We start from the raw sequence: 23141 nt of genomic DNA on the forward strand, positions 1-23141 counted from the left end.
TCCTAATGTTAGGCTTTGCGGCGAATCATATCACGAATAATAAAGCGCGCAGGGTTTAGCGCTTTGCGTAATTTGGCACCCATGGGGCTTGGGCTACCCTGTATTTGGCTAAGCAGCTCCGCTGCGGCTAATGGTGCGTAACAGAGCCCGCGAGATCCGTATGCCAAGCTGACGTAAAGACCTTCGTGGTAGCTGCCTACATGGGGAATGGCAGCCTTGGCATTACGTGATAATAAGCTAAACCTGCTTTGCATATCTTGCTGCTTAGGCGCTGGGCCCAATAAGGGAAGATAATCGGGGCTGGTACAGCGTAGTGCTACGCGCCCCTTCAGCTCAGCGGTGCTATGCTCTGGGGAGCGGCCAATTTCCAAGGCTTTAAAAATACTAGGGCAATCATCCTCTAGGTGTTTCAAATTACTGTATTGCTCTTGTTCACTGAGCTCTAACGATTGCTCTTTTAAATTAAAGCTAGCCCCTAAACAATGTTGTTGCTTGTTGGCTGGCGCAATATAACCTTGCCCGCAGATAACGGTTTTAAGCTTACTACTGCTTGTAGTGGCAGGGAGGTAACTGACTTGCCCACGTACAGGTTTTAAAGGTAGCCCGGCTGTTTGCTCGAAACGTTTTGCCTCATTGGCATTGGCGATTATCAATATATCTGAGCTGTGTATTAGGGATTTGGTTTCGTCATAGCACTCCCAGCGTCCATCCACTCGTTCTATAGTTTGCACTTCTTGCTGGGTATAAACAGTGATGTTGGGATGTTGGCATAATGTATTGCAGGCACTTGCGGGATTTAGCCAGCCGGCTAAAGGAAAATACAAAGCGCTATGCTCTAGCTTAACCCCTGCAGCTTTACATAACTGCTGTTTATCAAGTTGTTGGACAAAATCAGTAGTGAAGCCAAATTGACTGAGATAAGCGATGAGTTTCTCTTGCTGTTGAATTTGCTTTCCTGTAGTCGCTAGTTGGGCGACCCCACAGAGTTCAGCTTCGATCCCCTGTTGTATTTTAAGCGTGCGATAAAAGCTTTGAGCGTAATGTAGGCACTGAAGATTAAACTGACTTAGATTCTCGGCTCGATGAGACAGCTTGGCATAGAGCACGCCTTGGGGGTTGCCTGAGCCTTCCTGTGCTAAGGCATGATGGCGTTCAATAATGCGAACTTGATAGCCAGCTTCGGCCAGCGAACGTGCCGTGCAGCTCGCAGCTATGCCTCCGCCAATAATATTAACTTGCTTGTTGAGGGTGTTCTTACCCAGCGCTAAGGCCCAAGGTGCTTCATGTGGACAATTATGTGCAGACTCTTGCCAATGTTGTTGTTCTACCTCTGGCTCATGAAAAGTACCGGACATCATCTCGCGCTTAAGACCATAGCCGGAGCCTTTTTGCATATCAAAGCCTAGGGCAATGAGGCCTTTACGAACAGCAGAGGCAGCTGTAAATGTTGCTAGACTTGCACCGTCCATGCTTAGCTCTGCAATACCCTGCAATACTTCTGCTCGCCACATATCTGGGTTTTTAGCTGGTGCAAAGCCATCTAAGAACCAAGCATTGATTTTACGATTATATTGAGCGAAGCGAGGGTGTTGACTGTGGTATAGGTCTTTAAGGCCTTGTGCAACATCACCGATAAACAAATTTAAGCTTACCGAGGGAAACTCTAAGCGGTGCCAGCCAGGGCTCGTCAGGCTGGGATAGGCTTCACAAAGCAGCTTCACTTCCGCGCTTAAGCTAGACCACTGCTCCAGGGCTTTAGAGAGTTGTTGGCGGTTTAGTGGGTATTTTTCAAAACTGTAGAATTCCAATTTTGAATTGTTATTACTCCGTTGCCATAACTGCCAAGTGGCTAGAAAGTTAAGGCCGGTACCAAAGCCGGTCTCCGCCAATCGAAAGACCTCATTTTCGTCGAGTTGCTCGAAGCGAGCTTCAAGTTGGCTTGGTCGAATAAAGTTATGCTGTGTTTCTTCTAAGCCATTGTCACTGGAAAAATAATAGTCATCAAAGCGTTGGCATATTGGATGCTGATCTTCTTCCCAGCGAATGTCGGCTAGTGATTTCTGAATATTTGCTTTTGTATCGGGTTGCTGCGTTTGTGTCATTAGGCTTGAAATTCCGCCATGATTTGCTGACACCATTGGCTTACTCTGGCCTCGGTTTGTTCAAATTCATTTTCTTCGTCGAGTGCCAGGCCCTTAAAAAATCTCTCATCTTCTGTCAGTGCGGTGGAGCCCTCAAAACTATAACCTTGGTTTGGCCAGTAGCCACACATTTGAGCGCCTAGAGCTGCAACCTTGTCATGAAGATAACCCATGGCGTCTAAGAACCACTCTGGGTACCCAACTTGATCCCCCAAGCCAAAGATGGCAACTTTTTTACCCGTAAAATCGATATCATCAATATTATCCCAGCAGTCTTCCCAGTCTTCCTGAAGCTCTCCGTAATCCCAGGTGGGAATCCCGAATAACAGGAGTTCATAGTCTTGAGCTTGCTGAATATCTTCATCGGCTATGTTGAATAATGCTACCTTGGCAGCGAATTTGTCTTGGAGTTCAGCTTGGATCTTTTCAGAAGCAATCTCTGTGTAGCAGGTGGAGCTGCCATAAAAAAGTGCGATTTCAATAGTCATCTTGCTTTTACTCACCTGTCCAGTCAGTAGCGCCCTGGAAACCTAGCTGTCGCCAAGCCTCATAAATGAGGACAGAAGCTGCATTAGATAGGTTCATGCTGCGGCTGCCAGCGCACATAGGAAGCCGCAATCTTTCAGTAATTCGCTCGTGGTAGCGAATTTCGTCGGGCAACCCTCGAGTCTCTGGGCCAAATACAAAAAAGTCGCCGGCTTCAAAGTTGCATTCACTTGGCGCTTTATGCGCTTTAGTTGTCATGGCAAATAATCGCTTAGGCTGGCAGCTATCGAGAAATGCCTCCCAGTTAGCGTGCACCTTCATATCTTTATACTCGCCATAGTCCAAACCAGCACGGCGCAGGCGCTTATCGTCAATGGCGAATCCTAGGGGCTCTACCAAGTGCAGCTGGCACCCTGTATTCGCAGCTAAACGGATGATATTTCCGGTATTTGGAGGTATTTCTGGTTCAAATAGAACAATTTCAAACATATTTCGATACTACTTTCGATACTGCAAGCTGTATTGCAGGGGAATAAAAGCGACATTCTACCCCTTTATTCCGGCGAAATTGCAATCCCTATCCTACTATTTATGCAAAGCGATAAAGATCTTATGAAAACTGTTAAAGATCGGTCAAATTTGTCCGATGTTATTAACAACGAAGATACATCCTAATAAGTAGGGATATTTGGGACAAGGTACGATGAGCTGGTGGAATACCGCAAATAAAAACCGCAATTTGGCTGTAGGCTTAGTGAAACACGCTGAGGGCTGGGCTGTGGCCAAGGTGATGGCTCAGGGAGGAGACCGTTGGCAATTATCAGCCTATCGCTGGCTCGCTAGCAGTGGCTCGAGCAATGAAGACCGAAAGTCTCTACAGATGCTGATAAAGACCATGGGCCTCAAGGGACTTCCTTGTCACTATGTTTTGGCCGATGAGGATTATCAGCTTTTCTTGCTTGAGTCGCCAAAGCTAGAGGGTGAAGAGTTAGTTCAGGCTATGGGCTGGCAGATTAAGGATCTATTACCTTATCCAGTGCAAGAAGCGGTTGTGGATGTTTTTAGTGTGCCTCAATCGACAGCCAAAGCTGGTAAAACCATGGTGAATGTCGTTGCTAGTCCCCAGGCACAAATTCTAGAGATTGCTAAGGAAGTTACTGAACTGGGGCTTGAGCTGGAAAGTGTGGATATTTCTGAGCTGGCCATGGGTGCGGTAATGAGAATGAGCGGCGCGCATCCGCGTGGAGAGGCCTTAGCGATACTACAGCCAGGGCAGGGCGAGCTTTTGGTCTTTTCACAAGGCCAGTTAGCTATGTCGAGAAAGTTTGAGTTGGCCTATCGTGCCGAAGTCGATGAGCCGCTACCGACCGACCAGCTGCTGCTGGAACTTCAAAGAACGCTCGATTATTACGAGCGGCAGCTAGGGCAATTGCCACCTGCGAAAATTCGTCTGGCCGCAAAACACCTTCACGAATCGAAACTTGATGATGCCTTTAAGCAAGCACTTAATACACCAATAGAATTATTGCATTTAGATGCCCAGTGGCTAGCTTACAAAGATGAAGCTGAAGGTGAATTTAGTGCATTGATGGCGGCAGGGGGAGCTTTGCGAGGGCTCCTTGCGTCCGGTCGACTAGTGATAGCCAGTGATAGTGGGCGGGGTGTTGCCTGATGCATGAGCAGTTGCAGCTAATCAATTTATACCCGCAGCGCCTACGTCCTCAAAAGGACCCATTGGATTGGGGGCATTTGAAGCTATATGTCAGCTTGCTTATTGCGGTGATGTTGCTGCTATACGGCTGGCAATGGAGCAATTTACAGCAGAGTTCTAAAGAGCAGAGCGTCGCTAGGCTAAATCAACAACAACTGAAGTCGAAGCTAGAAAATCTCAAGTCTAGTGTTCCTGCTGGAGAAAAACAGCGTTTAGAAAATCGTTTGGCAAGAGAAAAGGAACGCAGAGCATTACTCTTGGAAAGCCAGCAATTGTATTTACATAATGTAGGGGCAGAACGACACGGTTTCTATAAGTCGATGGCAGCCATTGCTAATACGATTGAAAGTGCTGTTAGCATCGAGCGCATTATTATTTCAGGTAAGCAGAGGCAGCTCAGTATGTCGGGCCGTGCTCGTGATGCGGCTTCGGTTCCAGAGTATTTGGGACGCCTGCAGCAGCAGTCAGCCATGAAAAATACCTTGTTTACAGAGCTACAGCTCAACAAAGAAAGCGATATGGTGAGTTTCAGTATGGGCACTCTGAACAATGGAGAGATGCAAAATGAGTACTGAGAATACTACTTTTGCAAAGGCCAAAGCTAAGTATCAAGAGCGTAATATTCGAGAACGTTTACTTATCTTGCTGGCTCTACTGGCTCTCTTGTATATGGCCTTAGAGGCAACTGTGGGTGCTTGGCTAACAAAACAAAGCAAAACGGCAGAGCAGCAGTTATCACAGATTAGACAGGAGCAGATTGAGGTTGAAGCTGAGTTGGCTATCTTTGCCGCGAGCAATTTATCGCGTAGCAATCAAGAGCAAGAAACCCTCATTCGTCATCTTCAAGAGAAGAATCTGCGTCTAGAAGAAGAGCTGGGCCCTCTAAAGCAACAGGTGTTAAGCCGTGCTCAGTTTATGCATCTGCTACAACGGGTTGCAGAAAACGACAAAGGCGTGAATCTGCTGAACTTGACTGAGCTACCACGAGAAAGTGAGCAAGCAGAACAGGCGCGAGGTGGTCAGAAAAAAACTAAGGTGCTTGATAAATATCGTCTGAAACTATCGCTCGAAGGAAATTATTTGTCATTGGCCAAATTTATTGGCGGGCTGGAGCGCAGTGAATGGCCCATATTTTGGTCCTCTATGGACTACCGCCTAGTTGCCTATCCAAAGGCCGCAATGGAACTAGAGATCTACAGCCTTGCACCTCATTCAAAGGATACTGCAGCCCTACAGAATGCAGTTGAAATGGCTTCTGTGGAAACCGGGGAGTAGATACCGATGAATCGATTATCCACAATTACGTTGACGCTGATACTGACGGTCTGTTTGAGCGGACAAGTAAAAAGTCAGGGGCAGCTCCCGGAAATATTAAAAAATCCAAGCCATCCGATAAGCGCCAATATAGGACCTATGACAATCAAGAAATCTAGCTATACCTTGCAGTCGGTATTGATTTCACCGAATCGTCAGCTAGCACAGATAAATGGCCAGCTATTAAATATCGGAGATACCTTGGGCAGTTATAAGTTGGTCGAAATTAGTAAGAATAGCGCGACCTTAAGGTCGGCAAAAGAAACACTAGTGCTGAAGACTCAGCTGCCTTCAACAACTACCAAGATTAAGCTGCATTAATTCTGCATCTGAGGATTGAGAATGAATAATATTTATAGCAAATTCTGCTTGCTTTTTGCCAGCGCTATTTTGCTTTCGGCTTGTGCAAAGCAGCCTGAACAATTGGCTGTGGAAAATCATATGCAGCAAGCCTATGAAGAAGCCGCTAGCTATGATGCAGAGTTGGCAGCTGAGTTAACTGAGCAGCTGATGGCCGACGATATGAGTGAAGAGGCAGCAGATGAAGAGCGCTTTGATATTGCGGTGGAATCTGCGGCAGCAAAAGATTTCTTTAAAAGTCTGGTTGCTGGGACCAGCACCAATATCGTAGTGCACCCTAAAGTTGCTGGTCAAATCTCCTTGCAGCTTAGCAATGTAAGCATTCAGGAAGTTTTAAATGTTGTGCGCGATATCTATGGTTATGAATATCGTTGGAGTAACAATATTTATACAATCTTCCCAGCTACCATGCAGACCCAGGTATTTACTGTTGACTACTTAGATGTAGATCGTCGAGGAGTTTCAGATACCAGTGTGATTGTTTCCAAGATCAAATCCAATACTCAAAACGGCAATGGTAATACAGCAAATGCTAATTCGAGCAATAGCGAGGAAGAGGTTTCTGGAGCAAGGGTAAAGACCAAAACTCATAACGACTTCTGGCAGTCGCTAGAACACTCTATTCGATCGATCGTTAATGCTGACATGTTGACTGAATCCGGAGAAGGCAATGGTCGCTCGGTCATGGTGAATTCTCAAGGTGGCATGGTAGTGGTTAAAGCCTTGCCGCGAGAATTAGCATTGGTACGGGAGTTTTTAGAGCGTTCTCAATTAAGTGTCAAGCGTCAAGTAATCCTAGAAACCAAAATCCTAGAAGTTCAGCTTAATGACAGTTATAGCGCAGGCATCAACTGGGGCGCGATTAATGGCCAATTGATTATGGCGAATAATGTATCTGAAATTGGCAGCAACTTTAGTATTGAAGAGTTAAATGAAGGCGTAGGTGAAGTCTTCTCTTCTGTGGTGGGTGTCAGTGATATTTCAAAATTACTTTCATTACTGCAGACCCAAGGTTCTGTACAAGTGCTTTCGAGCCCTAGGGTGTCGACGGTTAATAATCAAAAGGCGGTTATTCGCGTTGGCTCTGATGAATTCTTTGTTACTGGGGTCAGTAATTCAACAACCTCGAATGCGGCATCAACTACAAATACACCAAACTTAGAGTTGTCATCTTTCTTTAGCGGAATTGCATTGGATGTGACCCCGCAGATTGCCGAAGATGGCGACGTAATACTTCATGTTCACCCTGTGGTGAGTAGCGTAACCGATCAAACCAAGAATATTACCGTTGGTGATCAGCAGTTCAGTCTACCTCTAGCGCTTCGAGAGGTTCGTGAGTCAGATAGTATCGTCCGGGCGAAACATGGACAGGTCGTGGTGCTCGGCGGACTTATGAAGGAAAACCTAGTTGATAGTCGGGGTAAGCGTCCAGTGGTTGGTGATATCCCTATCGTAGATACATTGTTTAAAACCAAAAATTACAACCGCGTTAAAGCCGAGTTGGTTATCTTAATGAAGCCCATTGTGGTTGATGACAAAACATGGGCTAAGGAAGTAAAACGGAATCAGCTGAATGTGCAAGCATTGAGTGAAGAAGTGAGATCGCTATAGGTGAGTGCTATGTATCTAGAACATTTTCAACTACAGCAAAAGCCTTTTAGCCTCACCCCTGATAGAGATATGTTTTATTTGGGCGATGCTCAACAAAAGGCGCTAAATACGCTGGCCATCGCCCTGCAGCAGGGGGAGGGTTTTATTAAGATCAGCGGTGAAGTTGGCACCGGTAAAACAACTCTGTGCCGAAAGCTGATTGCTATGTTGGGTGAAAGCTATCATGTGGCCCATATTAATAACTCCTTCGTGAATCCCTGTGAGTTCAAACTGTTGTTGGCCCACGAGTTAGGGATAGCCTTAAATCATGACGTGCCCAGCTACCGAATATTGCTCCATATTCAAAAGCAGCTGGTGCATTTAGCCCGCGAGAACAAAAAAGTCGTCCTCATTATTGATGAGGCCCAAGCGATGCCTAGAGATACTCTTGAAGCGCTGAGGCTAATTAGTAACTTAGAAACAGGTAAACGTAAGCTGATTCAGATTATTTTGCTGGGACAGCCAGAGCTGGATGAGCTATTAGCAAGGCAAGATATGCGCCAGCTTAATCAACGTATCGCTTATCAATCTGAGCTAAGGCCGATGGATAAAGTGGACGCGATGAGCTATTTGGCGACCCGTGTAAGGATAGCTGGCGGCACTGAAGATCTGTTTACAGAGAAAGCCAAAAGCCTATTGTTTCAATTTAGTTCGGGTAATCCTAGGATCCTTAATATCTTGGCTGATAAGGCGTTGATGTGTGCCTTTTCAAAAGGCGTAAAACAAGTTGATAAAGCTGAGGTTGAAGCTGCAGCTGAAGATAGCAAAGCGGCCATCGGATCGAAGGAAAGATCTCTGCCGAATTGGGCTGTAGCGGCTTGCTTGGCAGCGGCTGTCATTATTCCTGGGGGATTTGGCCTGTGGATGTAATTCGAGAAACAACCGCCTCGTCACAGCATACTGCCAAGCAGTATTTTGCTGCCCCAGCTCAAAATTTGGGTGGGCTGAATCTCAAATGGTTGAAACTATCGCTATTTCTATTGTTGTTGGGCATGGTGGCAAGTGTGAGTTTCTACCTTGCTAGCCAGCAGAAAGTATTTTCTTATCCTAGGGTGCCGGCTATTGATCAGCGCGCCGGATTGGCGAAATCCGAGGAGAAACATGACACTGAGGCGGATCTGATTGGCAGTTTGCAGGGGCTGCCTGCGACTGCAAGCCACTCTGCTAGTGTCTCTCCTACTCATCGAGATTTACTGGACGAAGTTCACAGCTACAATCAAAGCTATAAGCTGATTGAAGAAGTAGAGTTGGTTTTACCTGAAACTAATAATACTGAATACCCAAGCCTTGCGAAGCTTGAGGGGCAGATTTTTCCTAGCCCGCTCTCGAAGAACGAAGGGATTTCAGAACAGGCGTCGTTAGCCATTGCAGAAGTTGCTCTGCAAACGGAGGAAAACGCTACAAAGTCTAAAGTCGTAGGGAATATCACTGAAGGGGCCTCGAACAAAACTCCTTCGCAGACAAAGGCTAATGTTGTTGCTTTCACTGATAGTGATGCAGAGACGCTAAACATTCAGTTTAACCTTGAGAGCCGGCTCGCATCTCAGTTAAAAGCGGCCAAAAGCTTGTATACTCAAGGAAAGAAAAATACCGCCATACAGCAGTTAAATGATTTATTGAGTCGTCATGAAAACAACTGGCCAATCCAAAAAGCTCTGCTGAAAATTCTGTTAAAGGAGCAGCGCTGGCAAGATGGCGAGGCACTGATTAGAAAACTACAAAAACCAAACCTTCAAAGGTTAGCTTCGGCTCAACTATTGCAGGCTCAAGGGCGAAACCAAGATGCCCTAGATTTACTTTCTAGTGAGTTGCCAAAGTTGGCGGCAATGCCCGACTATTATCAGAATATGGCGACACTGTCCCAACGTCTAGAGCAGTTCTCTAAAGCTGAACGTATTTATAAACAGCTTCTGTTGATTGACAACCAAAATGGTGCCTATTGGCTCGGCTTGGCAAGTGCTCAGGATGCTTTGGAAAGTCCTAGGGCTGTGAGCAGTTATTGGCGAGCTCGTCAATTTAACAGTAAGCATAAGAATGTGTTGAATTACATTAATCAACGAATTCGAAGCTTGAGCAAAAAACCAAATAACGCCGCCCTAGCTGTCCGAGAAGAAGGGTTGCCAATATGACGATGCAAGCTCCCAAAATACGTATTGGCGATATTCTTATTGAGCAAGGCGTGATCTCTGAAGGGCAACTTCAAGAAGCGCTTGCTGAACAGAAAAAAACCGGACGTAAACTAGGCCGTACTCTGGTTGAGATGGACTTGGTCAAAGAGGATCAGCTGCTCAAGATTTTGTCTGAACAGCTTAGCATTCCCTATCAAGATTTGGATAAGCTACAGCTGACGATTTCCGATGTGCAAAAGCTGCCAGAAACATTAGCTCGTCGCTACAGAATTCTTTGTTTAGGAGAAAGTAATGGTGTTGTTAAAGTCGCCATGGCCGATCCCAGCGATATATTTGGCCTAGACGAGGTACGAAAGCATTTTGGTGGCCCGGTAAGTTCTGTTATTGCCCGTGAAGGGCAGATTATGGATATTCTCGACAAGGCTTACCAACAAGCTGACGAAATTGCCAACCTTGCTGGTGAACTTGAGGATGAGTTAGCTGAAAACGCTATCTCAGTGACAGGCTTACTTGGCGAAGTCGAAGAGAGTGATGCTCCGGTTGTTCGTCTACTTGAAAAGCTCTTCGAAGAAGCGGTACAGAATAAAGCTTCTGATATTCACATTGAGCCAGATGAAAATGTACTCCGTATTCGTCGGAGAATTGATGGGGTTCTGTACGAGCAAATTGTTAATGAAAACAGTATTGCAGGCGCTCTCGTCGTCCGTTTAAAACTGATGGCCAGTTTGGATATCTCTGAGAAACGTTTACCTCAAGATGGACGCTTCCACCTAATGGTGCGGGATCATAAAGTCGATGTTCGACTATCTACAATGCCCGTGCAATATGGTGAGTCAGTTGTGTTGCGTATTTTGGATCAAACCGAAGGCATTCTGCCCCTAGATAAAGTGGGTATGACCAGAATGCACACTGAACGTTTTCGGGCTTCGATTCAACGGCCTCATGGTTTGATTTTGGTAACTGGTCCCACTGGTTCGGGAAAGACCACTACGCTATATGGTGCAGTGAGTGAGCTCAATAGCGCTGACAAGAAAATTATTACTGTCGAGGATCCTGTCGAGTACCGCTTACCTCGTGTGAACCAGGTTCAAATTAACGAAAAAATTGGTCTCGATTTCTCAACTGTTCTACGTGCTACTTTGCGTCAGGACCCCGATATTTTGTTGGTGGGTGAGATTCGCGATGCTGATTCCGCAGAAATTGCGATGCGTGCAGCGATGACAGGCCACTTGGTGCTGTCGACGCTGCACACAAATGATGCGCAAAGCTCGGCGTTACGCTTGATAGATATGGGAGTCGACCCTTATCTAGTTGCCGCTTCTTTAAAAACCGTTGTTGCTCAACGTTTAATTCGGCGCGTATGTCGAGCTTGCGCAGAAGAGCATCAAGCCAGCGATGCCGAGCTGAAGTACATCGAAAGCCTATTAGGTATTGGGCAGCACGATACCAGTCGCATGAAAAAAGGACGTGGTTGCGCAAGCTGCAATCACACCGGCTACCGTGGTCGCATTGGTATATTTGAAATTCTAGATATCAACGAAGCGATGGCGAAGGCCTTACGCAGCCGAGATGTTGATGGTTTCAATAAAGCCGCCATTACTCAGAAAAGCTTTATTCCTTTAGGACGCAGTGCGCTAGCTTATGCTTTGCAAGGCTTAACGTCCATTGAAGAAGTGATGCGCATCTGTGCCATGCTAGACGATGAAAGCCAGCTGCTGGAGGCCAACTGATTATGGCTAGCTTCTCCTATATTGGTCGATCGGCCGATGGTCAAAAGCTGACCGGAAGCTACGAGGCGGCGAATGCAGAGTCTGTGGCTAGTCGCTTGGCTGAGCGCGGAATAATTCCGCTTGAAATTCAGGTACAAGAAGAACAGCCGAACTTTGTTGATAGCGTCAACGAGGCTCTCGGGCTTGAGCGTGTAGAAAAGCAAGAACTGATTATGTTCGCGCGCCAAATGTACACCATTAGCCGCTCTGGGATTCCACTGATCAAAGCGATAAGAGGCTTGGCCTCAACGACTAAGCAGCGTGGCCTTGAAAAAGTACTCTTGGCCATTGTTGAGCAATTGGAGTCAGGCTCTAGCTTAGCAAATGCTATGCGTCATCATCCAAAGGTTTTCGACAACATGTTTGTTTCTATGGTTGATGCTGGCGAGAACAGCGGTCAATTGGAGCAAACTTTTAAGCAGATCGCTGAGTATATTCAACAGGATATCGACAATAAAAAACGAGTCTCGGCAGCTCTAAGGTATCCAAGTTTCGTCATTATTGCTCTAAGTATTGCTATTACCGTTGTAAATGTAAAAGTGATACCCGCCTTTGCATCGATGTATGCGAAGTTTAATGCCGAGTTGCCCTGGACGACCAAATTCTTGATCGGCATGTCGGATGTTTTTGTAAATTATTGGCCTCATATGCTGCTTGCGATTGCCGCGTTGGCATTTGCGATTCACCAGCATCTGAAAACAGAAGTAGGGCAACGTCAGTGGGGCAGTTTGAAGCTGCGGGTGCCAATCATTGGATCAATTATTCAGCAGGCATCTATGGCGCGTTACGCTCGAGGCTTGGCTTTGATGTTACGTTCCGGCGTCCCGATTAATCAGTCATTGGGCTTGGTGGCCGCGGCTATGGATAATTTGTACCTCAATGAGCAAATTATGCAAATCCGCCGCTCCGTCGAGCGTGGCGATAGTTTGCTACAAGCTCACGGAGGTGTAGGTATCTTTACTCCACTAGTGCTGCAGATGATAGCCGTAGGTGAAGAAAGTGGTCGAGTCGAGGAATTACTCGATGAAGTGGCTTTGTTTTATGAAGAAGAAGTCGATTACGACCTGAAGCGCTTAAGCGCCAAGATTGAGCCCATAATGATAGTAGTGATGGCCGCATTTGTAATGGTTTTGGCTTTGGGAATATTTTTGCCCATGTGGGATATGTTATCAATTCAAACACGTTGATAGAACTTTTGTTAAAAAGCCTTTATGGCTTGGAGGATGTTATGAAAATGAACGCAATACCTAGTGCTAAGGCGCAAGCAGGTTTTACCTTGATTGAGCTAGTGGCCGTAATTGTGATTTTAGGGATTTTATCGGCAACTGCGTTGCCTCGCTTTGTGGATCTTTCTGATTCTGCAGAACAGGCAGCGCTTAAAGGTGTGGCGGGTGCGTTAAGCAGTGCTTCGGCTTTGAATCATGCTAACAACTTAGCGTCAGATGCGGGATTATCGACAGGAACGGTCACGGTTGTCACATCTTGTGCGAACGTAGTAAATTTATTGGAGGGTGGTTCATTACCGAATGGTAACTACGCTGTAAATGGCACCGCTCCTGCAGCAACGGACCCTGAAGGCACGCAGTTTACTTGTAATGTGACTTATACGCCGTCTGGTGGCACAGCTATTTCTGAGTCTTTTGTTGCCTATAAGGCGACTAACTAACAGCTAGTGGCCTCAATGAAACGGCCCGAGGGTTTCACTTTAGTTGAGTTGGTCTCCATAATTGTGATTTTGGCTATTATTTCGATCACTGTGATGGGAGTTAGTAATAGCGGCGACGCTCAACGAGTGCAAGCAAGCCGAGATCAGGTTTTGCTTGCACTGCGTAGTGCTCGTCATTTAGCCATGGCAAAGGCAGGCGCAGGACGCAGTATTGAGTTTGTTGCGCTTGCGTCGAACGACAGCATCGATGTGCAGGATGCGGGAAGCAGTGTCAGTTTGGGTGCTGCCAACTATCCTTATGTGCTAGGCCAAGGAATCGAAATCAGTGATGCTACCTTTCGTTTCGACAAAATGGGCAGGACCACCGCTGGGTCGATTTCTATTAGTGCAAGCGATGCTAGTGTGACGGTATCAGTCTCGGCAAATGGTGCAAGCCAGTGAAGCGCCTGACGTCAAAAGGCTTTACTCTTGTAGAGCTAATTGTATTTATCGTTCTCCTGGGGATTGTCGCCGGCGCATTTAGCTTAGCTTTTAGCCAGGTGAGTCGAGACAGTATCGATCCAATTGAGCAACATCGGGCACTTCAGTGTGCTAAGTCAAAATTGGAAAGCATAACTCTGTTACGTTATTCATCCACCAGCCCTGTTGGTGGTTTGCCAGCCTGCGGAAGTGGCCAAGATGGCGCACAAGCCTGTGGAGCAATCAGCGCTTCCTCTGTCAAAGATGATATAGGCGATTACCATGGTGACAGTGACAATAGCTTTGAAGCCTGCTCGATCAGCGTGTCGGTAAGTGAAGGGGTCGCTGGGGTTTCTGTAACGGGCTTAGCGGCCAGTGGAGCCCAGCTTCGTAGAGTAGAGGTGCGAGCAGTAGTTGGCAGCAGCGAAGTGGTTCTTAGTAGCTACAAGGGTAACTTCTAATGGGCTCTTCGACTGCAAAAAGCTCTGGCTTTACATTGGTTGAACTGATCGCAGTCATTGTTATTGTGGCCGTTATTGGTTCCCTAGGTAGTTCCTTTTTCCTGCAGTATCTAAGCAGCCAGCAAGCTATGCAGCAACGCATAGATTTATTTAGTCGCAGCCGCCTCGCGATTAATTTAATTTCCAGGGAAGTAGAGAATGCACTCCCAAATAGCGTGCGCGCGACGGCAGGCGGCCAGTGCGTGGAGTTTATTCCCGTTATTGGTGGTGGCATCTTGGAAAGTGAACCGGCAACCAATAGCAATCAAGCCGCGGCAAGCTCAGAGCTTGATCTTTTAGCTTATAGCATTGATCGAGGCACGGCCAATACGGTGGTAATTGCGGCAGTGAATACCGCGGATATCTATAGTGGTGCAGCACTTGGCAGCTTAGCTTCTCCTCTGCCTGCAGGCCAAGGTAGTGGCACCATTAATCTATCCAGCCCGACGGTATTCTCACAATCGTCTTCGAGCCGGCGCGTATTTTTTATTGCAGGAAGCCGAGCATTTTGTGTCTATCAGGGCGGATTGTATGAATACAATCGCGCAGGGGTGTCATCTACAGCTTTTGTCCCTTCCGCTATGGGTATACTTGTGGATAGCTCGGTAAATACAAGCGGTGGTGGGTTTGATGTGCAATCTGGTGCTCTCAATAACGGTGCCGAGCTTAACGTCGATTTGGTTTTTACCAAGGGCAATGCAGAGTTTATAAGCAGCGATAGGATTTATATACGCAATGTTCCCTAAGCGAGCCCCTAGTATTATCCTCTCTATATCGCCAAAGAAAGCGCGAGGCTTTATGTTGCCAGTAGCCATCTTTCTTATTATTGCTATTGCTGCATTAGCGGTAGGACTTAGCCGATCTAGTTCGGTGGTACCTTTTGTTTCACTGCAAGAAGTATTTTCGCAGCGGGCGTTTTATGCCGCTGAAAGTGGTGCAAATTATGCTTTGAGTCACCTTTTGCTGCATCCTGAAGTGAACCGCACCGCTGGCGATGCAGCTTGCTTAGAGCTAAGTGCCGTCACTTTATCATTTTCAAGTAATGGGCTAGAGCAGTGCCAGGCCATTATTGGCTGCCAAATTCAAAATGGTGTAGCCAATGATGCTAGCTATTACACCATTCGAAGCCAGGGCAGCTGTGGCTCTGCCCCCTTAGATGCATCAAGAAGCCTATCCGTTAGCGCCTATATCCCTGGGGAACCATAGAACAGTAAATTCTAACAAGCCTAAACATTGTTTCTCAATGTTATCAACAATTCTTGATTAGGCTTTAGTTGTCCATTTAGCGGCCGATACAGCAACTATGGATTCTTCTGTGCTACTTTTAATATAGTCCGGAGTATGATTTCGAGGTACTGCTTTGTTGGCACGATTTTTATTAACAGTTCTTGTACTCCTTTGTTTGGCTACTCAAAGCCAGGCTGAAGTTGTTTTCAGTGATAATTTGAACAACCAAGCTGAGGTTCGCAGAAATTGGACTTTTATCGGTAGTGTGGATTTTCGTTCTGGTGAAGGCGCTGAATCGGGGCAGGCAATAGGAGTCGGCCCAGGTTCATATTTTTATCGCTTCTTCAGGCAGTCTGAAACGCCTGATACTATGCAGCTCACCTTTTGGTTTCGTGTCGGTAGAAACGATTTTAGCTGGAGCCCCAACAGGCGCTCTCGTTTCTATGTTTATTGGTATGGCTCTGGTGTCTCTAATCGTTGGTATATTACCGAATTACATCGAGGCTCTTCTGGAGCGGGCAGCATCCGCAGCGTTACTATTGATATACCGACCAATCATATTGGCCGTGATAATTATATTCTGTTTTACAACTCCGGCAGCGCAGGCTACTACCATATCGATAATATTGTTGTTACCCGTAATCAAGAGCAGGGCTTGGATCACTTTGATATCAGTACTGGTGGAACCACAGCGAGCGTTTGTGCAGCGCAAGACGTTCTTATTGAAGCTAAAGATAATAGCGGTCAGCTCCTTGCGGATTATCAAGGTCTAGTCGACATCAGTACTAGCAGTGGCCATGGTACATGGTCGATGCCTAACGCAAACAATCGTTTTAGCGCTGGGCCCGCAGACAGTGGGCAAGCCAGCTATCAATTTCACAGCGATGACAATGGGCAGCTGAGGCTGCGCTTATCAAATGAGCATGCAGAAAGCTTAAGCATTCGTGTGCGAGAAAGCTCAGGCTCTATTTCGAGCAATAGTTCCTCGATTCGCTTTTCTGAAAACGCCTTCATCCTTGAATACGATGATCCGCTAAATGATGATGTGATTGCCTATCGGAATCATGATTTACAAATTACCATGATGAAGCGTGATTCCAGTGGTAACTGTGGTGCTGCTCAAAATTACAATCGCACTGGGGTTTATGTGCGCAATATTGATATGGCTGATGACCCTGGCGGGCTTAGCCCACAATTAGCCCTTGGAGGATCCACAGAAGCATTGGGTGGTAGTTTTTCAGAAATGCCGATTAGCTTTTCTCAAGGGCAAGCTCGTGTGCAATTGCTCACCAGAGATGTTGGGCATTTTAGAATAGATATAGAGGATCGAAGTAATAGCTTTAGTGATTCTACCATCGATGGCAGTAGTCCTGAGATTTCGGTAAGGCCATTTGCTTTTTCTACTTCTGTGCCGGGTAGCTCCAATAGCTTGCAGGCTGATGCTCCAGCGTTTAAGAGGGCAGGTGAGAATTTTTCGGCAGTTGTTAGCGCTGTTGGTTGGCAGCCAAGTGATGATACTAACAATGACGGAGTGGCTGATGGTCATGACGATTTGAATTCGCAAAACAATGCTGATCTATCAAACAACCCAGTGTTACCCGCTTTTGGGTCGGAAGCACCTAGCTATAGTGTGCAACTGGCGTCCCGTTCTGTCGCCCCTGCGCATGTGGTTCATCAAGAACTGTCAGGAGCTATAAATCTCAGTGGGTTTAGCGATGGTAGGGCGAGCGCGGATCTTAGTTACTCAAACGCCGGAATAATGGAATTAGATTTGAGTTTAGCTGGGGCAAGTTATCTTGGTGGCTCCGCTCAAGCTGCTAACAGAATTGTAGGACGCTCTGGACCTGTTGGGAGATTTACGGCCGATCATTTTGTTCTGCAAGACGCGAACATGGAACCTTTTTGTAGTGCCAGTAGCCTGACACATTTGTCCCAGGAATTTCCTGTTTCAGTCAATATTACCGCCCGTGGTAGAGATGGGCGAGTTTTAGATGCTTATAGCGGAGCCTTCGCCAAACTCAGTGACAGCGAAGGTTCACGTCAATATGAAGCCAAGCCTCTTAATAGCTCCACTTTATTGGGAAGGGTCGATGTCGCCTCAGAGCTACTTTCATTTACACAGGGTCAGGCAAGCCTAAATGCTTCTTTGAGGATTAATAAAACCGAGAACAAAGAGCCGCCACTAAAAGATATTCAGTTGGCATTGCGCGTGTTTGATACAGATGGAATAGGCTTAGCTGATGGCAGCCTGGATTTGGATGTAAATGAAAATGGCCATAGCGATGCTAAACTTCTTGGTAGCTCGGACTTTTACTACTCTCGTCTATTTGCAGAGAGTAGGCATGGCCCTGAGACGGAAAATTTGCAGCTGCCGCTGGAAGTTCAGTCTTGGGCTGGAAACTCATTTGTAAAAAATGAATTTGATCATTGTACTCAGCTGAGCCGAGCGGATGTTCAATTTTCTAGTACCGGCACTTTAGATGCTCCTGCTAATCTTACGGCACCAATCGGCGGTTCTTATACGACAGCTGGCTTTTTAGATATGGATATTCAAAATATTAACTTTGTCGCGGGATCAGCTGGATTAGAATTCTCTGCACCAGGCATAGCAAATCGAGGGGAAGTTGAAATAGTTGTTGATTACAGCTCTCTCCCTTGGTTATCACATGATTGGAACCAAAATGCTATTGATGACGATGAGAAAATTCCCAATTTTTTTGCAAATTTTGGTGTCATAAGAGGTCATGACAGGGTGGTGTATTGGCGTGAGAATGTTCGATGATTTCTCACTGGGAGAGGTCTTCGTGCTTTGACGAACTAATTTGCAATAAAATTTGCCCAAATGGACTATGCAACTACGCTCTCTACTTAACCATATAAGTAACCAACTGTCGTTTCTTTCTGGAGAGTTTCTGTATTACTACCTATTACTTAGAGGATAACTAGACTTTTAGTAGGTAGGGACGGCATATGGTGGGGAATCAATGGTCTACAGCGATATCATTATTCTTTAGTTGCATAATAGCCTGTTTACTTAGTGCGATACCACAGTACAGTTATGCAGTTGAGATTTATAGTACGAATTTTAATAGTAATCGTACTTTTAACAGAGAGTGGGAAAAGAATAAAACAGTTGGCCTTCGTGACGGAAGGAAGGCCAACACTGGGCGCGGGCTTGGCATGGTTGAAAAGTCCTACGCTAGAAAGCGCTTTACTGTTCCTCCCGGCACACGAAAAATAACAATCCGATTCTGGTTACGGGTCGGCCAAAAAAGTTTTTCCCCTGGTGTTTCAAATAATGCCCGCTTAAAGTTCCGATGGCAGCACCCAACTTTGGGTTGGCGTGAGCAGACGATCGATCGAGGTAAGCAAAATTCCGGGGTAGCCAATTTCAGAACCATTGAGTTTTCAGGTGATGAAATTGGCACCGATCACTACGTGTACTTCCAAACCTCAGGCTCTATAAGCCGATATTTTATTGATGATCTAACCGTTGTTGCGGATGTCGGGCCAGATAATTTTTCAGTCGAATCGGCACAATCAAATGCCAGTGTTTGCACCAAAAATCAGATTTCTATAGCGGTCAGGGATGCTAATAATAATATCATTAGTGATTTTACAGGTAGAATAAGCTTGAGTACCAGTACTGGGCATGGTAACTGGTCGATGGTTACGCCAAATGGAAACTTAAATACCCCTCGAACTGATAATGGGCAAGCAGGCTATCAATTTCAGGCAAATGATCAGGGGCGAGTAGACTTACTTCTGTCAAATGAGCATGCAGAAACCCTAAAGGTTAATGTTAGTCAGGACTCTGGTTCTGCGTCCGGAATATCTGGTGATATTAGGTTCAGCGAAAATAGTTTTGTATTGGATTATGGTGGGCAGCAAGGGCGGGATGTTGTTGCGTACCGGCCACATACTGTTGTAGTGAGTTTAATCAAGCGTGATCCTAATAATGGTGAGTGCGGTGTAGCCACTTCTTATCAGTCCAGTAGCGTTTCATTGAATTTCAGTAATATTACGCCAGACAGTATGGCTATACCGCCTCAATGGCTTATAAATGGAAGCGTAGTTGAAGCTAGCTTAACAGCAAGCAGCGTCCCCTTAAGATTTAGCAACGGTGTTGCAGAGTTTCAAATTCTCAGCAAGGATGTAGGCCGCTTTAACGTATCTGTAGTTGATAGCTCGAAGAGTTTTTCCGATCAAGATATCTATGGTGATAGCGGCACTTTGATCTCTAGGCCATTTGCTCTCTCTATTCGCGCAGCTGGAAATCCGTCTGCTATAGACTCACAAGGGGATGTTTTTATTGCGGCAGGCGCAGATTTTCCTGTCACAGTGTCAGCGGTAGGCTGGCAGGCAGCGGATGATATTAATGGCGACGGTATCGCTGATGGTCATGATGATGATGACCCTCTGAATCAAGCTAATTTAAGTGATAACGTTCTATTGCCGAGTTTTTCTAACCCTATTTCCCGCACTGCTGTGCAGCTCCGTGCGCAGAGCGTAGCCCCAGAAGGAATTAGCCACCAAGAATTGAATGGCAGTACCACGGTCGCTGATTTTACTGGCGGGCGGAGTATTGAAGCACCAATATCATATTCTAACGTAGGCATTATTGAGCTTTCTGTTCGTTTGCAGGGTGTTTCCTATCTTGGAGCTGATGCCAATGTAAGCTCTAGGGTACAAGGGCGTTCAGGTACCGTTGGGCGATTTATACCTGATCATTTTTCTATTTCGCTAGAAGAGGTTACTCCGGCTTGCCTAGCAGGCGCATTTACTCATGTTGGACAGGAATTTACTATTTCAGCAAGAATAGAAGCTCATAATCTGTCGGGACAGCTCACTGACGGGTATCATGCTGATTACACTAAATTGAGCGACTCTATAGGAGGTCGAAGCTTACAGGTTGTTAATTTAAACGATCGGCTGTCTATTACCAAAGAGAAGTTAGAGTTTGAGCTTGGTGTGGCACAGTTGAATGCAGATTTACTTATTGAAAAGCTCACCCAGCCAGACGCGCCTATAATCAACGCTCAAATAGCTTTAGCTCTAGAAGATCTTGATGGCGTGAAGATTTTGGCTTCACAATTAGATCTTGATTTGGAGGTGAGTAATGGAGCCGATAATGACCACGCTTTACTAGGGATCAATGATTTTTACTTTTCGCGTTTAAACCTTACTAGTGCGCATGGGCCAGAAACTGAGAGTTTGATAAGTAAATTGTACGTTGAATCATGGCAGGGAAACAGTTTTCAGCGAAACACTTTGGACTCTTGCACGACTATACGCAGAGGGCGGATAAGCTATGTGCAAACGGGTAGTCTATCGCGAAACCAAAATAGAGTTGTAAGTATTGGTTCCGGCCAAAGCTTGGGTGAATATAGCGACTTTGGTAGGAATAACATTCATTTTATAGATGGTGACGCTGGGCAATATTTTACCGCGCCAGGTGTAGGAAATCGTGGTGTAATTGAGGTCGATATCGATTTAGAGCGCAAGCCGTGGTTGCAAAATGATTGGAATAAAGACGGAAGTCACAATGACAGAATGATACCAAGGGCTGCATTTCAATTTGGCAGAGTTAGAGGGCACGATAGCGTTGTTTATTGGCGTGAAACCAACTAGTGGTACACGCCAAGTTTTGTGAAAAGGTGGGGCTCGTTTTTAATCCGAGCCACTTTCAATTATTTGAATATCAAGAGCAAGATCATCAGCAATACTGTCTAGGCGCTCTTGCAGCTCATCCATATTGCAGCCATCTTGCATATGCAGTTGGTAATGGGCTTCGAACTGTGGGTCGCCAGACCACGGCATGCTGCTGCAATCGGTATCAAGCTGAGCAACGTTTATTGAACGCTGCGCAAAAGCCCTTGAAAGCTCTAGTACGATACCTGGGCGATCTGGGCCTATTGCGCTAATGTTAATACTCTGTTGATTAACAGCTTGATTGCTTTGGCCCTGGCTTAGCAATACTTGAATACCCTGTGATTCCAGCGCAGATAAGGCCTTGCTAAGAGCCTCTACATGCTCGGTAGCGCAGCTGACCCGCAAAATACCAGCAAATTTGCCATCTAAATGCGCCATGCGGCTTTCTTGCCAGCTGCCTTTATGTTGATCAACACAATTGGCTATTTGTTCAATCACCCCCGGGCGATCATCACTGATTACGGTTAAAACTAAACATGTATCCATGGTAACTATCCGTTTAAACATCTACTGATATAGGGTAGGCTTTAGCCCTCTTTTAGGTCAAGTATGGATTAAAATATGTTTGCAGCCAAACCCATCATCAGTAGCTTAGTGCTAGCCTTTAGCGCCGGTTTTAGTACCTACAGCATGAGCCATGCCGATCACAGTATCGAAAAAGCCGTATCTGCAGATCATCGTGCCGAGAAAAACAGTGCCCGTGATGAATACCGCAATCCAGTGGCAACCTTGGAATTTTTCGAGTTGGCTGAAGATCAAGCGGTGGTTGAAATTTGGCCAGGTGGTGGTTGGTACGCCGAAATTCTAGCGCCTTATGTCATGGATAAGGGGCAGTACTACGCCGCCCACTTTGACCCTAATGCTGGCATTGATTTTTATACCCGTTACCAAAAGAAATTTGCGGAAAAGATGGCCGCAAATCCCGATATTTATGGCAAAGCCAAGTTAACGGCTTTCTATCCACCGAATAAGGTTAATACGGTAAAAGGCAGCGCCGATCGCGTTTTGACTTTCCGTAATGTGCACAATTGGATGAAATCTGACTTTGCCCAAGAGGCCTTCGACGAATTTTATGCAATGTTAAAGCCTGGCGGCCTATTGGGTGTTGTTGAGCATAGAGCGAAAGCGGGCACTGATTTAGACACCATGATTAAATCGGGTTATGTCACCGAGCTTAAGGTTATTGAGTTTGCTGAAAAAGCTGGCTTTAAATTGGTGGCCGCGAGTGAAATCAACGGTAATCCCAAAGACAGCGCGAATCACCCTAAAGGTGTTTGGACCTTACCGCCACGTCTAGCTTTGGGGGATGAAAAGCGCGAACACTATCTTGCCATCGGTGAAAGTGATCGCATGACGCTCAAGTTTGTTAAGCCTGCTAAGTGATCGTTCCCTTTCAACAATTAGCACCCGAGACTCTAAACGCGGTTTTAGAGTCTTTTGTGCTGCGTGAGGGCACCGATTATGGTGAGCAGGAAGTTGGGCTAGAGAGCAAGCTCGAGCAGCTTAAAGGGCAGCTGCAGCGCGGGGAATTGTTGCTGTGTTTTGATGAGCCAAGCGAATCAATTAATCTCATTACCCCCCTACAAGCTCGAGAGATGGGGTTATAGTCAGGCTTCCGAAATATTTTTAGTGCTAAGGGGCTTGATCAAGCCCCTTTCATGCAAGCATGACTTTCTGAGGTTCAGTTTTCCAAAAAAGTTATCTTTTCAGGGCCATCTAAGGTCGCGCCCAATTGGCTTATCATTTTACGTCGCTCATCGCTTTGAAACCAGCGTTGCCAATCACTTAGCGTGCGCCATTTACTAAGCACATAATGATGCCTAGGGTTATTCATATCGTAAAAGGTTTCGCCATTAATAAAGCCAACCGCTTGATACGCCCCCTGTAGGGTCGAGCGGGCCATAGCTTCATAGGTTGATTCTAAGTCAGCACCGATATGGCGCTCGATTAATACATGAATCATGTTACATACTCTAACTGCTGTTTTTCAAATGTTAATCAATTTTACTAGAGATAG

The 23141-nt window shown here is 46.0% G+C and carries 23 protein-coding genes; 18 read left to right on the forward strand and 5 right to left on the reverse strand.

From position 1 onward, the window contains the following. Window positions 1-8 precede the first annotated feature (8 nt). From mnmC to trmL, 3 genes are read right to left on the reverse strand one after another with little or no spacing between them, the layout of a single operon-like run. On the reverse strand, window positions 9-2102 hold the full coding sequence (mnmC, locus tag Q1A08_RS11135; protein WP_299772822.1) for a bifunctional tRNA (5-methylaminomethyl-2-thiouridine)(34)-methyltransferase MnmD/FAD-dependent 5-carboxymethylaminomethyl-2-thiouridine(34) oxidoreductase MnmC: 2094 nt from the start codon (window positions 2100-2102) through the stop codon (window positions 9-11). Further along, on the reverse strand, window positions 2102-2629 hold the full coding sequence (fldB, locus tag Q1A08_RS11140; RefSeq protein WP_299772824.1) for a flavodoxin FldB: 528 nt from the start codon (window positions 2627-2629) through the stop codon (window positions 2102-2104). Before fldB ends, mnmC begins: the two co-directional genes overlap by 1 nt. A gap of 7 nt (window positions 2630-2636) precedes the next feature. Next, window positions 2637-3116, reverse strand: a complete 480-nt coding sequence (gene trmL / locus Q1A08_RS11145; RefSeq protein ID WP_299772826.1) for a tRNA (uridine(34)/cytosine(34)/5-carboxymethylaminomethyluridine(34)-2'-O)-methyltransferase TrmL — start codon at window positions 3114-3116, stop codon at window positions 2637-2639. A 214-nt stretch (window positions 3117-3330) separates the two neighbouring features. Here trmL and Q1A08_RS11150 point away from each other — a divergent pair, with 214 nt between their 5' ends. From Q1A08_RS11150 to Q1A08_RS11225, 16 genes are all read left to right on the forward strand, one after another. Continuing rightward, window positions 3331-4299 carry a hypothetical protein gene (locus Q1A08_RS11150; protein ID WP_299772828.1) on the forward strand — a complete coding sequence of 323 codons (969 nt, stop codon included), beginning with the start codon at window positions 3331-3333 and terminating at the stop codon, window positions 4297-4299. Beyond that, window positions 4299-4913: a PilN domain-containing protein gene (locus Q1A08_RS11155; protein WP_299772830.1), complete on the forward strand. Its 615-nt coding sequence runs from the start codon at window positions 4299-4301 to the stop codon at window positions 4911-4913. The genes Q1A08_RS11150 and Q1A08_RS11155 overlap by 1 nt, the downstream gene beginning before the upstream one ends. Then, complete coding sequence (locus tag Q1A08_RS11160) at window positions 4903-5613, forward strand: hypothetical protein (RefSeq protein ID WP_299772832.1); 711 nt, start codon at window positions 4903-4905, stop codon at window positions 5611-5613. The genes Q1A08_RS11155 and Q1A08_RS11160 overlap by 11 nt, the downstream gene beginning before the upstream one ends. 138 nt (window positions 5614-5751) lie before the next feature. After that, window positions 5752-5973 carry a hypothetical protein gene (locus Q1A08_RS11165; protein ID WP_299772834.1) on the forward strand — a complete coding sequence of 74 codons (222 nt, stop codon included), beginning with the start codon at window positions 5752-5754 and terminating at the stop codon, window positions 5971-5973. A 21-nt stretch (window positions 5974-5994) separates the two neighbouring features. Beyond that, window positions 5995-7623: a pilus (MSHA type) biogenesis protein MshL gene (mshL, locus tag Q1A08_RS11170; protein WP_299772835.1), complete on the forward strand. Its 1629-nt coding sequence runs from the start codon at window positions 5995-5997 to the stop codon at window positions 7621-7623. A 9-nt stretch (window positions 7624-7632) separates the two neighbouring features. Next, window positions 7633-8532 (forward strand): AAA family ATPase, encoded by a 900-nt coding sequence (locus Q1A08_RS11175; RefSeq protein ID WP_299772837.1) that lies wholly within the window; start codon window positions 7633-7635, stop codon window positions 8530-8532. Further along, the gene (locus tag Q1A08_RS11180; RefSeq protein ID WP_299772839.1) at window positions 8523-9791 is read left to right on the forward strand and encodes a hypothetical protein; all 1269 of its coding nucleotides are present in this window, start codon (window positions 8523-8525) and stop codon (window positions 9789-9791) included. Before Q1A08_RS11175 ends, Q1A08_RS11180 begins: the two co-directional genes overlap by 10 nt. Next, the gene (locus Q1A08_RS11185; protein ID WP_299772841.1) at window positions 9788-11521 is read left to right on the forward strand and encodes a GspE/PulE family protein; all 1734 of its coding nucleotides are present in this window, start codon (window positions 9788-9790) and stop codon (window positions 11519-11521) included. Before Q1A08_RS11180 ends, Q1A08_RS11185 begins: the two co-directional genes overlap by 4 nt. A gap of 2 nt (window positions 11522-11523) precedes the next feature. Then, window positions 11524-12747 carry a type II secretion system F family protein gene (locus tag Q1A08_RS11190; protein WP_299772843.1) on the forward strand — a complete coding sequence of 408 codons (1224 nt, stop codon included), beginning with the start codon at window positions 11524-11526 and terminating at the stop codon, window positions 12745-12747. Window positions 12748-12788: 41 nt separating this feature from the next. Further along, a complete protein-coding gene (locus tag Q1A08_RS11195) occupies window positions 12789-13226 on the forward strand; it encodes a type II secretion system protein (RefSeq protein WP_299772845.1) in 438 nt (145 codons plus the stop codon). 15 nt (window positions 13227-13241) lie between these two features. Next, on the forward strand, window positions 13242-13667 hold the full coding sequence (locus tag Q1A08_RS11200) for a hypothetical protein (RefSeq protein WP_299772846.1): 426 nt from the start codon (window positions 13242-13244) through the stop codon (window positions 13665-13667). Further along, a complete protein-coding gene (locus Q1A08_RS11205) occupies window positions 13664-14146 on the forward strand; it encodes a type II secretion system protein (RefSeq protein WP_299772848.1) in 483 nt (160 codons plus the stop codon). Before Q1A08_RS11200 ends, Q1A08_RS11205 begins: the two co-directional genes overlap by 4 nt. Next, the gene (locus Q1A08_RS11210) at window positions 14146-14931 is read left to right on the forward strand and encodes a prepilin-type N-terminal cleavage/methylation domain-containing protein (RefSeq protein ID WP_299772850.1); all 786 of its coding nucleotides are present in this window, start codon (window positions 14146-14148) and stop codon (window positions 14929-14931) included. The genes Q1A08_RS11205 and Q1A08_RS11210 overlap by 1 nt, the downstream gene beginning before the upstream one ends. Window positions 14932-14983: 52 nt before the next feature. Further along, window positions 14984-15391, forward strand: a complete 408-nt coding sequence (locus tag Q1A08_RS11215) for a hypothetical protein (protein ID WP_299772852.1) — start codon at window positions 14984-14986, stop codon at window positions 15389-15391. Between the two features lie 154 nt (window positions 15392-15545). Continuing rightward, on the forward strand, window positions 15546-18194 hold the full coding sequence (locus Q1A08_RS11220; protein ID WP_299772854.1) for a DUF6701 domain-containing protein: 2649 nt from the start codon (window positions 15546-15548) through the stop codon (window positions 18192-18194). A 398-nt stretch (window positions 18195-18592) separates the two neighbouring features. After that, window positions 18593-21043 carry a DUF6701 domain-containing protein gene (locus tag Q1A08_RS11225; RefSeq protein WP_299772856.1) on the forward strand — a complete coding sequence of 817 codons (2451 nt, stop codon included), beginning with the start codon at window positions 18593-18595 and terminating at the stop codon, window positions 21041-21043. 39 nt (window positions 21044-21082) lie between these two features. On the opposite strand, the gene Q1A08_RS11230 is transcribed toward Q1A08_RS11225, so the two are convergent. Continuing rightward, on the reverse strand, window positions 21083-21610 hold the full coding sequence (locus Q1A08_RS11230; RefSeq protein ID WP_299772858.1) for an ACT domain-containing protein: 528 nt from the start codon (window positions 21608-21610) through the stop codon (window positions 21083-21085). Window positions 21611-21685: 75 nt separating this feature from the next. Between Q1A08_RS11230 and Q1A08_RS11235 the strand changes: the two genes are divergently transcribed. After that, window positions 21686-22507, forward strand: coding sequence for a methyltransferase (locus Q1A08_RS11235; RefSeq protein ID WP_299772860.1), 822 nt, complete (start codon window positions 21686-21688; stop codon window positions 22505-22507). Continuing rightward, complete coding sequence (locus Q1A08_RS11240) at window positions 22504-22731, forward strand: YheU family protein (protein WP_299772862.1); 228 nt, start codon at window positions 22504-22506, stop codon at window positions 22729-22731. Before Q1A08_RS11235 ends, Q1A08_RS11240 begins: the two co-directional genes overlap by 4 nt. Before the next feature lie 74 nt (window positions 22732-22805). Here Q1A08_RS11240 and Q1A08_RS11245 read toward each other — a convergent pair whose 3' ends face one another. Then, window positions 22806-23087 carry an antibiotic biosynthesis monooxygenase gene (locus tag Q1A08_RS11245; protein WP_299772864.1) on the reverse strand — a complete coding sequence of 94 codons (282 nt, stop codon included), beginning with the start codon at window positions 23085-23087 and terminating at the stop codon, window positions 22806-22808. Window positions 23088-23141 lie beyond the last annotated feature (54 nt).

Source organism: uncultured Pseudoteredinibacter sp. (assembly GCF_947500695.1).
GTDB lineage: Bacteria > Pseudomonadota > Gammaproteobacteria > Pseudomonadales > Cellvibrionaceae > Pseudoteredinibacter.